Origin of the sequence: Aeromonas bivalvium, from assembly GCF_000819765.1 — a bacterium.
Taxonomy (GTDB): Bacteria; Pseudomonadota; Gammaproteobacteria; order Enterobacterales; family Aeromonadaceae; genus Aeromonas; species Aeromonas bivalvium.
The window spans coordinates 12,368-27,268 of the sequence record NZ_CDBT01000035.1; the positions used below are offsets into that span (position 1 = coordinate 12,368).

Genomic DNA, 14,901 nt, shown 5'->3' on the forward strand with positions numbered 1-14,901 from the left:
AGCGGGGCGCCCACGTCAATTCTCGAACAATAAGAGCGGACTCTTACTCTTCGTCCAGCTCGATGTTGATACCCAGAGAGCGGATTTCCTTCAGCAATACGTTGAAGGATTCGGGCATGCCCGGCTCCATACGGTGGTCGCCATCCACGATGTTCTTGTACATCTTGGTACGGCCGTTCACATCGTCAGACTTGACGGTCAGCATCTCTTGCAGAGTGTATGCCGCACCGTAAGCCTCCAGGGCCCACACTTCCATCTCACCGAACCGCTGACCACCGAACTGCGCCTTACCACCCAGCGGCTGCTGGGTAACCAGGCTGTAGGAACCGGTAGAACGCGCGTGCATCTTGTCGTCTACCAAGTGGTTCAGCTTCAGCATGTACATGTAACCCACAGTGACCTTGCGCTCAAAGGTGTTACCGGTACGGCCGTCGAACAGGGAGATCTGACCGGATTCCGGCAGGTCGGCCAGCTTCAGCAGGGCCTTGATCTCACGCTCTTTGGCGCCGTCGAAGACAGGTGTTGCCACCGGCAGGCCCTTGCGCAGGTTACCGACCAGGGTACGCACGTCGTCGTCAGACAGCTCGGCGATGTTCACTTGCTGGGTGTCCTTCTCGCCCAGGTCATAGACCTTCTGCAAGAATTCACGCATCTCGTGCAGTTCGCGCTGTTCCTTGATCATGCGGTCGATCTTCTCGCCGATGCCCTTGGCCGCAAGGCCCAGGTGCACTTCGAGGATCTGACCGATGTTCATCCGGGACGGTACGCCCAGCGGGTTCAGTACGATGTCGACCGGACGGCCGAACTCGTCATGGGGCATGTCCTCGACCGGACAGATCTTGGAGATGACACCCTTGTTACCGTGACGGCCCGCCATCTTGTCACCCGGCTGGATGCGACGCTTGACCGCCAGGTAAACCTTGACGATTTTCAGTACGCCCGGCGCCAGATCATCACCCTGGATAATCTTGCGACGCTTGTTCTCGAACTTCTTGTCGAAGTCGGCGCGCAGCTCGATGTGCTGTTCGGCGATCTGCTCCAGCTCGATTTGCTTGGCTTCATCGTCGATGGCCAGTTCAAACCACTTGGAACGATCGAGCTTGTTCAGACGATCTTCGCTGTAACCGGCGGCCAGCAGCAGGTTGCGAGTACGGCCGAATACGCCGTCTTCCAGGATCTTGAACTCTTCGGTCAAGTCCTTCTTCGCTTCCTTCAGCTGCATCTCTTCGATTTCTTTGGCGCGCTTGTCTTTTTCCACGCCATCGCGGGTAAAGACCTGCACGTCAACTACGGTACCGTACACACCGTTCGGCACACGCAGGGAGGAGTCCTTCACATCGGACGCCTTCTCACCGAAGATGGCGCGCAGCAGCTTCTCTTCCGGGGTCAGCTGGGTTTCACCCTTGGGGGTGACCTTGCCGACCAGGATGTCGCCGCCCTTCACTTCGGCACCCACGTAGACGATGCCGGACTCGTCCAGTTTGGACAGAGCGGCTTCACCCACGTTCGGGATGTCGGCAGTGATCTCTTCCGGACCCAGCTTGGTGTCACGGGAGATACAGGCCAGTTCCTGGATGTGGATGGTGGTCAGACGATCTTCCTGCACCACACGCTCGTTCACCAGGATCGAGTCTTCGAAGTTGTAACCGTTCCACGGCATGAAGGCGACGCGCATGTTCTGGCCCAGCGCCAGCTCACCGAGATCGGTGGACGGACCGTCAGCCAGTACGTCACCGGCCATCACCGGCTCGCCCAGCATCACGCACGGACGCTGGTTGATACAGGTGTTCTGGTTGGAACGGGTGTACTTGGTCAGGTTGTAGATGTCGATGCCGGCTTCGCCAGGCAGCAGCTCATCTTCGTTGACCTTGATAACGATACGGGAAGCATCGACATAGTCGATCACGCCGCCACGCTTGGCCACCACGGTCACACCGGAGTCAACGGCCACAGCGCGTTCCATGCCGGTACCTACCAGCGGCTTGTCGGCACGCAGGGTCGGCACGGCTTGACGTTGCATGTTCGAACCCATCAGGGCCCGGTTCGCATCATCGTGTTCCAGGAAGGGGATCAGGGCCGCTGCCACAGAGACGATCTGTTGCGGGCTCACGTCCATGTACTGGATCTGATCGGCGTTCATAAAGGTGGATTCACCCTTGTGGCGGCACGGGATCAGTTCATCTTTCAGGCGACCATCTTCGCTGACTGCCGCATTGGCCTGAGCGATGACGTACTTGCCTTCTTCGATGGCGGAGAGGTAATCCACTTCGTCGGTGATCAGACCGTCGATGACCTTGCGGTACGGGGTCTCGAGGAAACCGTACTCGTTGGTGCGGGAATACACGGACAGCGAGTTGATCAGACCGATGTTCGGACCTTCAGGGGTCTCGATGGGGCACAGACGACCGTAGTGAGTCGGGTGTACATCTCGAACTTCGAAGCCGGCACGCTCACGGGTCAGACCGCCCGGGCCCAGCGCGGAGATACGGCGCTTGTGGGTCACTTCGGACAGCGGGTTGTTCTGGTCCATGAACTGGGACAGCTGGCTGGAACCGAAGAACTCTTTGACCGCGGCGGAGATCGGCTTGGCGTTGATCAGATCCTGCGGCATCAGGGTGTCGAGGTCGCCCAGGGAGAGACGCTCTTTCACCGCACGCTCGACACGGACCAGACCGACACGGAACTGGTTCTCGGCCATTTCACCGACGGAACGGATACGACGGTTACCCAGGTGGTCGATATCGTCCACCTCGTCATTGCCGTTACGGATGTCGATCAGGCGCTTCATGACTTCGACGATGTCGTCTTTGGTCAGGGTGCCCACGCCGGTCTCGTCTTCACGAGACAGACGGCGGTTGAACTTCATCCGACCCACGGTAGACAGGTCGTAACGCTCGGAAGAGAAGAACAGGTTTTCGAACAGCTGCTCTGCCGCTTCGCGGGTGGGTGGCTCGCCCGGACGCATCATGCGATAGATCTCGACCAGCGCTTCCAAACGGTTGGAGCTGTTGTCGATACGCAGGGTCTCGGACATGTAGGCACCGTGGTCCAGTTCGTTGGTGAACAGAACCTCGAAGTGCTTGAAGCCAGCTTGGGACAGGTTGGCGATCGCTTCCAGGCTCAGGGCCTGGTTGGCGGTCACGACCATTTCGCCAGTCTGGGGATGTGCGTAGTCCTTGGCTGCAACTTTGCCAACAACATACTCCACCGGCACCTCGATCTGGGTGATGGCGTCTTTTTCCAGCTGACGGATGTGGCGGGCGGTGACACGACGACCGGTTTCGACCACTACGGTGCCATTGGCAACGATGTCGAAGGTCGCGGTTTCGCCACGCAGGCGCTCGGGCACCAGATCCATCATCAACTTGCCATCCTTGACTTCGAAACCTATGGTCTCGAAGAAGGTGGCCAGGATTTCTTCGGAGCTGAAGTCCAGGGCGCGCAGAATGATGGACGCCGGCAATTTGCGACGACGGTCGATACGGACAAACAGGTTGTCTTTCGCATCGAACTCGAAGTCCAGCCAGGAGCCACGGTAGGGAATAACGCGGGCGTTATACAGTACCTTACCGGATGAATGTGTTTTGCCTTTATCGTGGTCGAAGAAGACGCCCGGGCTGCGGTGCAGCTGGGAGACGATGACCCGCTCGGTACCATTGATGACAAAGGTGCCGTTTTCGGTCATGAGCGGAATTTCGCCCATGTAAACTTCTTGTTCCTTGATGTCTTTGACGGTGCCGGCAGCTGCTTCACGGTCGTACAGAACCATACGAAGCTTGACACGCAGCGGCGCGGAGTAGGTCACTCCACGGATCTGGCATTCTTTTACGTCAAATACCGGCTCACCCAGGCGATAGCTGACATACTGAAGCTCAGCACTACCGGAGTAACTGGTGATCGGGAAAACGCTACGGAAAGCGGCCTCTAGGCCATATTCACCTTCCGGGTCAGCCTCGATGAACTGCTTGAAGGAGTCCAGCTGAATGGACAACAGATAAGGCGTGTCCAGTACCTGGTCTCGCTTACCGAAGTCCTTACGAATGCGTTTTTTTTCGGTATAAGAGTAAACCATAGGGTTCCTCAGCTCGCTGATAAGTGACCCACTCTGTCCCGCAGGACAGCTCTGTCTCAACACCGTTTTGTGTTGACCGGGCGAAAATGCGGCCCGGTTTGCTGGTGCACCGAGAGTCGCAAACGGTGTGAAAATGCTCTCAGTCTACAGCGCAAAAAGGCTGGTGAACAAAAATTCACCAGCCCTAGCCTGTTTTATCAGGCTAATCTACATGAATGCAGATTATTTGATCTCAACAGAAGCACCGGCAGCTTCCAGCTCTTTCTTCAGAGCTTCGGCTTCGTCTTTAGCGATGCCTTCTTTCAGGTTAGCCGGGGCAGCTTCAACCAGATCTTTGGCTTCTTTCAGGCCCAGACCGGTAGCGGCACGAACGGCCTTGATGACGGCAACTTTGTTGGCACCGGCAGCAGTCAGAACTACGTCGAACTCGGTTTTCTCTTCTACTGCTTCAGCAGCCGGACCGGCAGCAACAGCAACAGCGGCAGAAACACCGAACTTCTCTTCCATAGCTTCGATCAGCTCAACAACTTCCATTACGGACATGGAAGCAACGGCTTCGATGATTTGGTCTTTAGTGATAGACATGACAAAAATTCCTGATGTTGAATAAACTCAAACAGCCTAAATAGGTAAGAATCAAGCAGCAGCTTGCTTCTGATCGCGGACAGCAGCGATAGTACGAACCAGCTTGCCAGCAGAGGCTTCCTTCATGGTAGCCATCAACTTCGCAATTGCTTCATCGTAAGTCGGCAGGGTAGCCAGACGATCAATTTGTGCTGCGGCGATAAACTCACCGTTAAAAGCGCCAGCCTTGATTTCGAACTTTTGGTTCGCTTTGGCAAACTCTTTGAACAGACGAGCGGCAGCGCCCGGGTGTTCGTTAGAGAAAGCAATCAAGGTCGGACCGGTCAATACGTCGTTCAGGCACTCGTATTCGGTACCTTCTACCGCACGACGCAGCAGGGTGTTACGCACAACGCGCATGTACACACCGGCTTCACGAGCGGTTTTACGCAGGACGGTCATCTTGTCGACAGTCACGCCACGGGAATCGGCAACAACTGCGGACAGTGCGCCTTTGGCAGCTTCGTTGACTTCAGCAACAATTGCCTTTTTGTCTTCGAGTCCTAATGCCATTGGCTTAGCTCCTGGATTGAATCTGGGCCACCGAGACCCAGTACTGATACATCCCCCTGTTGCCAGAGGGAACGATGCGGTGGCAGGATTCCAGAAGAGAAAAGTCTTTCTCGCTGGGTTTCCGGCACCGTCTACGCAGGAAATATTAAGGCGTTGCCGCCTCCTGCGGTCTTGGACGGAGGTCGAAACCCCCAACCAATCAAGGCGCAAAATTATAGATTAAATTTTGCGCCTTGTAAAACCCATCAATTAGGCCTGAGCTTCCAGGGAAGCTTGGTCTACGGCAACACCGGCACCCATGGTGGTGGAGATGCTGACTTTCTTGATGAAGACACCTTTGGCGGAAGAGGGCTTGCCTTTTTTCAGGGCAACCAGCAGCGCTTCCAAGTTTTCTTTCAGCTGAACTTCGTTGAAAGAAACCTTACCCAGAGTGGTATGGATGATACCATTCTTGTCATTGCGGTAGCGGACCTGACCGGCTTTGGCGTTCTTGACGGCCTCGGCAACGTTCGGGGTCACGGTGCCCACTTTCGGGTTAGGCATCAGGCCACGCGGGCCCAGGATCTGGCCCAGTTGACCAACAACGCGCATGGCATCCGGGGATGCGATCACGACGTCGAAGTTCATCTCGCCTTTCTTGACCAGCTCGGCCAGGTCGTCCATACCAACCAGGTCAGCACCGGCAGCCTTGGCAGCTTCGGCGTTGGCACCCTGGGTGAATACGGCAACGCGAACGTCACGACCGGTACCGTGCGGCAGCACAGTGGCGCCACGAACGTTCTGGTCGGATTTACGAGCGTCGATACCCAGGTTGACAGCAACGTCAACGCTTTCAACGAACTTGGCAGTGGCCAGTTCTTTCAGCAGGGCAATGGCTTCGTTGATGCCGTACTCTTTGGTACCGTCAACTTTTTCGCGAATAACGCGCATACGCTTGGAAATTTTAGCCATTGTCTTAATCCTCCACTACCAGACCCATGGAACGAGCGGAGCCTGCGATGCAACGTACTTTTGCATCCAGATCGGCACCGGTCATGTCCGGCTCTTTGGTCTTGGCGATTTCTTGCAGCTGAGCAACAGTCACCTTACCAACCTTGTCTTTGTTCGGCTTGGCGGAACCAGACTGGATACCAGCGGCTTTCTTCAGCAGGAAGGAAGCGGGCGGGGTCTTGGTTTCGAAGGTGAAGGAACGGTCGCTGTAAACGGTGATCACGACCGGAGTCGGTGAACCTTTTTCCAGCTTCTCTGTACGGGCGTTGAATGCCTTACAGAATTCCATGATGTTGACACCGTGCTGACCCAGGGCCGGACCGACGGGGGGGCTTGGGTTGGCACTGCCAGCTTTAACTTGCAGCTTGATATAAGCTGTGACTTTCTTAGCCATTACAAAAATACCTCAAAAATGGGTTCAAACGCCTCGGAGACTTGCTCCTGCAAACGGCTCCCCAGCTAATAAAGGGGCAGCGAATTATAGAGATAATCGCTGCCCCTGACAACCGTTAAACGTACAGAATTCAATCAGCCCTTTTCGACCTGACCAAAATCCAGCTCGACCGGTGTCGAGCGGCCAAAGATCAGGACGGAGACCTTTACGCGGCTCTTTTCGTAATCCACTTCCTCGACGGTACCGTTGAAATCCGCGAACGGACCATCGGCAACACGCACCATCTCACCCGGCTCAAACAGGGTCTTCGGACGCGGCTTGTCGTGGGAGTCTTGCAGGCGATTGAGGATGGCATCGGCTTCCTTGTCGGAAATCGGCGCCGGGCGGTCGGAGGTGCCACCGATGAAGCCCATTACACGCGGTACGTTACGCACCAGGTGCCAGGTGGTTTCATCCATCAGCATCTGAACCAGCACATAGCCCGGGAAGAACTTGCGCTCGCTCTTGCGCTTCTGGCCGGCACGCATCTCGACCACTTCTTCGGTCGGCACCAGCACTTCGCCAAACATGTCTTCCATGCCATGCATCTTGATATGTTCACGCAGAGACTTTGCAACCCGGCCTTCATAGCCGGAGAATGCCTGTACGACATACCATCTCATGCGTTGTTCACGTTGTTCAGTCATGGCTAATCCTTACACGCCGGTAATCAAGTTGACCAACCAGACCAAGGCGCCGTCCAGAACGAACAGCAGCAAGCCCATGATGGCGGTCACCGCCAGCACAATCAGGGTTGTCTGAATGGCTTCCTGACGGGTTGGCCATACGACCTTGCGGACTTCCAGGCGAGACTCACGGGCGAAAGCCAGTGTTGCCTTACCCTTGGTGGTTTGCAGGGCTACCGCACCAGCGACAGCAATGACAACGACCACACCCAAGGCGCGGACGGCAGCGGCTACGTCGTGCAGCAGGTAGTTACCCACTACAGCGGCCGCCAGGATAATGAAAACCAGGCCCCAAAGCAGGGTATCCTTGCTTCCGCCCTGATTCTCAGAACTCACACTCATACAACCTACCTGTATCTGACGTTACCAAAGACACAAAAGCCCCGTACGAGACGAGGTGCATGGCAGGGGCGGAGGGATTCGAACCCCCAACCATCGGTTTTGGAGACCGCTGTTCTACCAATTCGAACTACGCCCCTGCATAAGAAAGCCCCTATTATAGGGGCTTTGCTTTATTTATGTAAGCCAAGATTAAGCGATAACTTTGGCTACAACACCAGCACCTACGGTACGGCCACCTTCACGGATGGCGAAACGCAGGCCGTCGTCCATCGCGATCGGGGCGATCAGGGTGACAACCATCTTGATGTTGTCGCCCGGCATTACCATCTCTACGCCTTCCGGCAGTTCGATGGTACCGGTCACGTCGGTGGTACGGAAGTAGAACTGCGGACGGTAGCCTTTGAAGAACGGGGTGTGACGACCACCTTCTTCTTTGGACAGCACGTACACTTCGGATTCGAACTTGGTGTGCGGCTTGATGGTGCCCGGCTTGGCCAGTACCTGACCACGCTCCACGTCTTCACGCTTCACGCCACGCAGCAGCGCGCCAACGTTCTCACCGGCACGGCCTTCGTCCAGCAGTTTGCGGAACATTTCAACGCCGGTACAGGTGGTCTTGGTGGTATCTTTGATACCAACGATCTCCACTTCTTCACCAACCTTCACGATACCGCGCTCTACACGACCGGTTACTACGGTACCACGGCCAGCGATGGAGAAGACGTCTTCGATTGGCATCAGGAACGGCAGGTCGATCGCACGCTCCGGCTCCGGGATGTAGCTGTCCAGGTGGCCAGCCAGTTCCAGGATCTTCTCTTCCCATGCGGCGTCGCCTTCCAGCGCTTTCAGCGCGGAACCACGGATCACCGGCAGGTCATCACCCGGGAAGTCGTACTCGGACAGCAGTTCGCGAACTTCCATCTCGACCAGTTCCAGCAGCTCTTCGTCATCGACCATGTCGCACTTGTTCATGAACACGATGATGTAAGGTACGCCTACCTGGCGGCCCAGCAGGATGTGCTCACGGGTCTGCGGCATCGGGCCGTCAGTCGCAGCAACCACCAGGATAGCGCCGTCCATCTGGGCAGCACCGGTGATCATGTTCTTAACGTAGTCGGCGTGACCCGGGCAATCTACGTGGGCGTAGTGACGGGTCGGGGTGTCGTATTCTACGTGGGAGGTGTTGATGGTGATGCCACGCTCACGCTCTTCCGGGGCCTTGTCGATCTGGTCGAAGGCGAAGGCTTTACCGCCGTAGTGCTTGGCCAGCACGTTGGTGATGGCTGCAGTCAGGGTGGTTTTACCGTGGTCAACGTGGCCGATGGTACCCACGTTAACGTGCGGTTTACTACGCTCAAATTTTTCTTTAGACATGATCGTCCCTCTAAACTAACGCTGAGTACGCGGTGGCAAGCTAACCACAGAACAGTTTATATGATGGATTTGAATTGGGTGGGAAAGAGAGGCTGGTACTGACTGGCCGATTTGAACTGCCGACCTCACCTTAGGTGTGACTCTCGGCATTGCCTGAGCCATATCAGCATCTTGGAGCGGGCAGCGGGAATCGAACCCGCATCATCAGCTTGGAAGGCTGAGGTAATAGCCATTATACGATGCCCGCATTTCTCTAACCCAAAGAACTCAAACCGCAGAGAAATATGGTGGAGGGAGAAGGATTCGAACCTTCGAAGGCAGAGCCGTCAGATTTACAGTCTGATCCCTTTGGCCACTCGGGAACCCCTCCATACTCGATTGTCACAACGGTAATTCTGCTTGCACCCGTTGTTTTGTCGCTCTTGTCTAGCAAATAGACGACTGACATCTAAGCGTCGCGCATTTTATTGTAAGGTTTTTGGTGATGCAACTGTTGCGCTCGGCAAAATGGCGATTATTGCCGGCATCCCGCCAAAAAACCGGCCCTGGCCGCACGATCCTGACGTGTCCCTTGTCGCTCTCCCCCCCTTGGTGTATGGTCGCCCAGCCCCAGAAACAGTGATGAACCCATGACGACAGAGCACAACCCCTATCTGCAATTTACCCGCGAACAGTGGGCTGTGTTGCGCGATGCAGTCCCCCTGACCCTGACCGAGCCCGCGCTCAAGACCCTGCAGGGCATCAACGAAAAGGTATCGCTGCAGGAGGTGGAAGAGATCTATCTGCCCCTCTCCCGCCTGCTCAATCTCTACGTCAAGGCCAAGCAGCGCCGCAGCCGGGTGCTGGAGCAGTTTCTCGGCCAATCCCGGGGCAAGGTGCCCTATGTGATCAGCATCGCGGGCAGTGTGGCGGGGGGCAAGAGCACCACGGCCCGCATCATGCAGGCCCTGCTGGAGCGCTGGCCCGAACACCCCAGGGTGGAGCTGGTCACCACGGATGGCTTTCTCTACCCCAACAAGGTGCTGGAAGAACGTGGCCTGATGCGGCGCAAGGGCTTTCCCGAGTCCTATGACATCCGCCGCCTGGTGGAGTTTGTCGCCGACATTCGCGCCGGACACGAGCGGGTCGAGGCCCCCGTCTATTCCCATCTGATTTATGATGTCATCCCCGACGAGACCAAGGTGATCGAGCAGCCGGACATCCTGATCCTGGAGGGGCTCAACGTGCTGCAAAGCGGCATGGATTACCCGCAAGACCCCCACAGGGTCTTTGTCTCGGACTTCGTCGACTTCTCCATCTATGTGGATGCGGATGCCGACCTGCTACGCACCTGGTATATCGAGCGCTTCCTCAAGTTTCGCAGCGGTGCCTTCGCCGACCCCGACTCCTACTTTCATCACTATGCCAAGCTGGCGGAGAGCGAGGCGACCCGGATCGCCGGCAATATCTGGCAGGAGATCAACTATCTCAATCTGCAAGAGAACATACTGCCGACCCGGGAGCGGGCCAATCTGATCCTCACCAAGGGGGCGGAACACGCCATCGAGCAGATCAAGCTGCGCAAATAACCGCAGCTGTCGGCAAACGAAGAGGGGGCCCGCAGGCCCCCTCTTCCGTTATCTGGGTCTCCTCAATCCCCCCGACGCAGGGAGAGCTCCCCCCCCAGGTAGAATTTGATCCCCTCCCCCGTCTCCAGTCGCAGAGCGCCACGATCATCTATGCCACGGGCGATGCCCCGGATCTCCTGCTCCCCCATCAGGAGGCGCACCGGCCGGCCGGCGAAGTGATCGAGCCGGTTCCAGGCCTCGACGAAACTGGCCAGCCCGTGCAGCTCGAAGGTCTGCATCGCCCGTTGCAGGTGGACTATCATGCGGGCGGCCAGTTGATTTCTATCCACCAGCTCAGGCTGGATATGGCGCAGCTCGGCCCAGGCCTGATCTATCTTCTCCCCTTCCCGGCTCGGCATCGCCAGGTTGAGGCCGACCCCGATCACCAGGTGGCAGCTGGCCCCTGCACTGCCGCTCATCTCCACCAGGATCCCGGCCAGCTTGCGCCCTTCATAATAGAGGTCGTTCGGCCACTTCAACTCCACCCCGGGATAGCCAAGGGATTCGAGCGCCTCGACCACGGCCACCCCCACCGCCAGGCTCAATCCCATGGCGGCCGCCATACCTTGCTCGAGCCGCCAATACATGCTGAGCAGCAGCTGGCAACCGAATGGCGAGACCCAGGGCTTGCCGCGCCGACCCCGCCCTGCAGTCTGGCATTCGGCCAGGCAGCTCTCGCCAGAGCGCAGCTGGTTGACCCGCTCCAGCAGATACTGGTTGGTGGAGTCGATCACCGCAAAGCTGTGGATGGGGGCCAGGGGCGCCAGACCCTGCAGCAGATCCCGATCGTAGAGCGCGAGAGGGAAGGCGAGGCGATACCCCTTGCCGGTCAGGCTGAACAGATCCAGCCCCAGCCCCTTGAGCGCCGCCATGTGTTTGCTCACCGCCGCCCGGCTGATGCCAAGCTGCTCGCCGAGCTGCTCGCCCGAGTGAAACTGGCCGTCGCTGAGCAGGCCTATCAGGGTCTGGCGGATCGGCGTCAGGCTCATGCCAGCACCTCGTCGAGCCAGGTCTCGCCACTGGCTCCCATGAAGCGCACCTCATGCTCCAGCAGGACCCCGAAGCGCTGCTGCACCGCATCGCGCACATGGGCGGCTAGGGCGATCAGCTCTACAGCCGTCGCGCCACCGCGGTTGACCAGCACCAGGGCCTGCTGCCCATGGACCTGGGCGCCGCCGATGGCGAACCCCTTGAGGCCGCACTGATCGATGAGCCAGCCCGCCGCCAGCTTGCTCTGCCCCTCCCCGGCCCCATAGACGGGCAGCGTCGGCCATCTCTCCTTGAGGGCATCGGCCTGGGCCGCGGACACCACGGGATTCTTGAAAAAACTGCCGGCATTGCCGAGCACGGCCGGATCCGGCAGCTTGGCCATGCGGGTGGCGCAGACAGTCTCGAAGATGGCCTGCGGGGTGGGCGCCGCCAGGGCGCCCAGGGGGCCATAGCCGAGCACGGGCAGCCAGGCCTTGGGGAGCGCCAGCCCCACCGCGGTGATCAGGTGACTCTCCTGATAGTCGTGCTTGAAGATGCTGTCCCGATAACCGAAACGGCACGCCTCGGCCGGGATCCGCTCCTGCTGGCCAGTATGCCAGTTGAAGGTGTCCACATGACGACAGAAGGAGGCCAGCTCCACCCCGTAGGCGCCTATGTTCTGCACCGGAGCGGCACCCACAGTACCCGGGATCAACGCCAGGTTCTCCAGCCCGGGCATCCCCTGGGCCAGAGTGTGACAGACCAGCTCATGCCAGGATTCGCCGGCCGCCACCTGCAGCAACCAGTGATCCCCGCCATCCTCCACCTGGATGCCCCGCAGGCGATTGTGGATCACCAGCCCCTCGAAATCGCAGGTGAACAGCAGATTGCTGCCCCCGCCCAGGATGAGACGTGGCTGATCCAGAAACTCGGGGGTCGCCATCAGGGAGGGCAGCTCGTCCACCCGGGTGAGTTCGGCCAGCCAGCGGCAGCGGGCCGCGAGAGAGAAGGTATTGAGGGCCGACAAGTCGGCGTGAGCGGTGAGTTTCATCTGCGGGTCCCGGCAATGACAGGCCGCCAGTCTACCTCAACTGGGTTCGAGGCGAGAAATCCCGCGGCCGATCGTCCCACGCCCGCCTTCGCCCCCGAGCCATGGCGATGCCGATATGGCCCCCGGCAGGGCGAGCCCCCTTTGCGGACTCACACGGCTGGTTTAGAGTAGAAAACTCACCCTCCTGAAGGACAACTGATGAACAACCAATTTGCCGTGATTGGCCTGGGACTGTTTGGCACCGCCCTGTGCGAAGAGCTGGAGCGTCAGGATGCCGAGGTCCTGGCCATCGACATCGATGAGGTGAGGACCCGCCAGGTGGCCACCTTCTGCAGCCATGTGATAGTGGCGGACGCCACCGACGAGAACACGGTCGCCGAACTGGGCCTGGCCGAGTTTGACATCGTCTTCGTCGCCATCGGCGACAGCCTGGAGACCAGCATACTCACCACCCTCGTCCTGAAGGAGGCGGGAGTGAAGAAGGTGTGGGTCAAGGCCCGCGACAAGTTCCACGCCAAGATCCTGAAGAAGGTCGGGGCAGACAAGGTGATCAATCCCGAGTGGGACATGGGCCGCCGCGTCGCCCAGAGCATGTTCGATACCCGGCTGGTCGACTACCTGGAGCTGGGGCACGACATGGTGCTGACCGAATTCGTGATCGGTCTGCAACTCAACGATCGTACCCTTGCCGACCTGGACCTGCTGCAACAGACCGAGTTTCAGCTGCTGGCGATCAAGCGGGGGCAGACCCTCCACAACGTGCTGACCGGCACCCTGACCCTGGCCCTCGGCGATATCCTGATCCTGGCGGGCAACAAGCATGCCATCGACCGCTGGCTGGACAAGCAATGAGCTCCCTGTGGCGTGATACCTACACCTTCGCCATCCGCCCGGATAATGCCTCCCGCTGGAGCGAGCCCAAGCTCATCCTCGGCAGTTTTCTGGCCATACTGGCGGTGGGCACCCTGTTTCTGGCCCAGCCCTCCAGTCACTATGGCGAGGTAAGCTTCATCAATGCCCTCTTCACCGCCACCTCGGCCATCAGCGTGACCGGGCTGGGGGTGGTGGACACCGGCAGTGCCTTCACCCTGCAGGGCCAGCTGTTCCTGCTGGTGCTGATGGAAATTGGCGGTCTGGGGCAGATGACCATGACGGTGCTGTTGCTGGCCCTGCTCAGCAAGCGGGTCGGGCTGCGCCAGCAGGTGCTCGCCAAGGAGGCCCTGGGTCAGGAGGGGTCGATCAACATAGTGCGCCTGGTCAAGCGCATCATAGTGTTCGCCTTCCTGGCCCAGCTGATCGGCGCCGCCATCATGGCCCTGCGCTGGGTGCCCGAGCTGGGGTGGCATCATGGCCTCTACATCAGCTTCTTCCACGCCGCCTCGGCCTTCAACAACGCCGGTTTCTCGCTGTTTGCCAACAATCTCATGGACTACCGGGACGACCCCCTCATCAGCCTGACCATCTGCGCCCTGCTGATCCTGGGGGGCATAGGCTTCACCGTCATCATGGATCTGGTGCGCACCCGCAAATTTCGCAAGCTCAAACTCCACAGCAAGCTGATGCTGGTGATGACTCCGGCCCTGCTGCTGGTCGGGACCCTGATGTTCTGGCTGCTGGAGCACAACAATCCGGGCACCCTGGGTGGCCTCACCCCGGGCCAGCAGTGGCTGGCCGCCTTCTTTCAGTCCGCCAGCGCCCGCACCGCCGGCTTCAACACTGTGGATCTGGGTCAGTTCGGGCCACCCGCCCTGCTGTTCATGATGATGCTGATGTTCATCGGCGCGGGGACCACCTCCACCGGGGGCGGCATCAAGGTCACCACCTTCGCCGTGGTGGTACTGGCGACCCGGGCCTTCCTCACCAAGCGGCCCCATGTCACCGCCTTCGATCGCACCATAGCGCCCCAGGTGGTGACCCGATCGCTCGCCATCATCATCGTCAGCGCCATGGTGCTGATGCTGGCCATGTTCCTGCTGATGGTGACCGAGGATCTGCCGTTCGACCGCATCATGTTCGAGACCATCTCGGCCTTTGCCACCGTGGGGCTCAGCACAGGGATCACGGCCCAGCTCAGCGAGCCGGGCAAGCTGATCCTGGTATTGGTGATGATCTGTGGCCGTCTCGGCCCCCTGACCCTGGCCTTCATGCTGGCCAGGCCGAGCGAGACCCGCATCCGCTATCCGGAAGAGAACGTGCACACCGGCTGACCGTCTGCCACATGACAACGCCGCAATACCAAC

At 58.8% G+C, this 14,901-nt stretch carries 13 protein-coding genes and 3 tRNA genes; 3 read left to right on the plus strand and 13 right to left on the minus strand.

Annotated elements, in window-relative coordinates; all coding sequences use genetic code 11:
* Window positions 1-43: 43 nt before the first annotated feature.
* The 11 genes from rpoB to BN1119_RS11320 all read right to left on the minus strand — a co-directional run bounded on the left by rpoB (window position 44) and on the right by BN1119_RS11320 (window position 9,404).
* Window positions 44-4,072 (minus strand): DNA-directed RNA polymerase subunit beta, encoded by a 4,029-nt coding sequence (rpoB, locus tag BN1119_RS11270; RefSeq protein ID WP_041997851.1) that lies wholly within the window; start codon window positions 4,070-4,072, stop codon window positions 44-46.
* 222 nt (window positions 4,073-4,294) lie between these two features.
* Window positions 4,295-4,657 carry a 50S ribosomal protein L7/L12 gene (rplL, locus tag BN1119_RS11275; protein ID WP_041997853.1) on the minus strand — a complete coding sequence of 121 codons (363 nt, stop codon included), beginning with the start codon at window positions 4,655-4,657 and terminating at the stop codon, window positions 4,295-4,297.
* A gap of 51 nt (window positions 4,658-4,708) precedes the next feature.
* The gene (gene rplJ, locus BN1119_RS11280) at window positions 4,709-5,209 is read right to left on the minus strand and encodes a 50S ribosomal protein L10 (protein WP_041997855.1); all 501 of its coding nucleotides are present in this window, start codon (window positions 5,207-5,209) and stop codon (window positions 4,709-4,711) included.
* Window positions 5,210-5,458: 249 nt separating this feature from the next.
* Window positions 5,459-6,160, minus strand: a complete 702-nt coding sequence (gene rplA, locus BN1119_RS11285) for a 50S ribosomal protein L1 (RefSeq protein WP_041997857.1) — start codon at window positions 6,158-6,160, stop codon at window positions 5,459-5,461.
* Between the two features lie 4 nt (window positions 6,161-6,164).
* On the minus strand, window positions 6,165-6,593 hold the full coding sequence (gene rplK / locus BN1119_RS11290) for a 50S ribosomal protein L11 (RefSeq protein WP_016352267.1): 429 nt from the start codon (window positions 6,591-6,593) through the stop codon (window positions 6,165-6,167).
* A gap of 134 nt (window positions 6,594-6,727) precedes the next feature.
* Window positions 6,728-7,279, minus strand: a complete 552-nt coding sequence (gene nusG / locus BN1119_RS11295) for a transcription termination/antitermination protein NusG (RefSeq protein ID WP_041997860.1) — start codon at window positions 7,277-7,279, stop codon at window positions 6,728-6,730.
* Between the two features lie 9 nt (window positions 7,280-7,288).
* A complete protein-coding gene (gene secE / locus BN1119_RS11300; protein ID WP_041997862.1) occupies window positions 7,289-7,660 on the minus strand; it encodes a preprotein translocase subunit SecE in 372 nt (123 codons plus the stop codon).
* 60 nt (window positions 7,661-7,720) lie between these two features.
* Window positions 7,721-7,797, minus strand: a tRNA-Trp gene (locus tag BN1119_RS11305).
* A 52-nt stretch (window positions 7,798-7,849) separates the two neighbouring features.
* A complete protein-coding gene (tuf, locus tag BN1119_RS11310; RefSeq protein ID WP_041997865.1) occupies window positions 7,850-9,034 on the minus strand; it encodes an elongation factor Tu in 1,185 nt (394 codons plus the stop codon).
* A 172-nt stretch (window positions 9,035-9,206) separates the two neighbouring features.
* Window positions 9,207-9,281, minus strand: a tRNA-Gly gene (locus BN1119_RS11315).
* Between the two features lie 38 nt (window positions 9,282-9,319).
* A tRNA-Tyr gene (locus tag BN1119_RS11320) sits at window positions 9,320-9,404 on the minus strand.
* A gap of 259 nt (window positions 9,405-9,663) precedes the next feature.
* On the opposite strand from BN1119_RS11320, the gene coaA reads away from it, so the two are divergent.
* Window positions 9,664-10,602 carry a type I pantothenate kinase gene (gene coaA / locus BN1119_RS11325; RefSeq protein WP_041997867.1) on the plus strand — a complete coding sequence of 313 codons (939 nt, stop codon included), beginning with the start codon at window positions 9,664-9,666 and terminating at the stop codon, window positions 10,600-10,602.
* A 62-nt stretch (window positions 10,603-10,664) separates the two neighbouring features.
* Here coaA and birA read toward each other — a convergent pair whose 3' ends face one another.
* Both birA and murB read right to left on the minus strand, forming a co-directional pair.
* Entirely contained in the window at window positions 10,665-11,630 is a 966-nt protein-coding gene (birA, locus tag BN1119_RS11330) for a bifunctional biotin--[acetyl-CoA-carboxylase] ligase/biotin operon repressor BirA (protein ID WP_041997869.1), read from the minus strand.
* Window positions 11,627-12,661 (minus strand): UDP-N-acetylmuramate dehydrogenase, encoded by a 1,035-nt coding sequence (murB, locus tag BN1119_RS11335; protein ID WP_041997871.1) that lies wholly within the window; start codon window positions 12,659-12,661, stop codon window positions 11,627-11,629. Before murB ends, birA begins: the two co-directional genes overlap by 4 nt.
* A 198-nt stretch (window positions 12,662-12,859) precedes the next feature.
* On the opposite strand from murB, the gene BN1119_RS11340 reads away from it, so the two are divergent.
* Window positions 12,860-13,513, plus strand: a complete 654-nt coding sequence (locus BN1119_RS11340) for a potassium channel family protein (protein WP_041997873.1) — start codon at window positions 12,860-12,862, stop codon at window positions 13,511-13,513.
* The gene (locus BN1119_RS11345; RefSeq protein ID WP_041997874.1) at window positions 13,510-14,868 is read left to right on the plus strand and encodes a TrkH family potassium uptake protein; all 1,359 of its coding nucleotides are present in this window, start codon (window positions 13,510-13,512) and stop codon (window positions 14,866-14,868) included. The genes BN1119_RS11340 and BN1119_RS11345 overlap by 4 nt, the downstream gene beginning before the upstream one ends.
* Window positions 14,869-14,901: the final 33 nt, after the last annotated feature.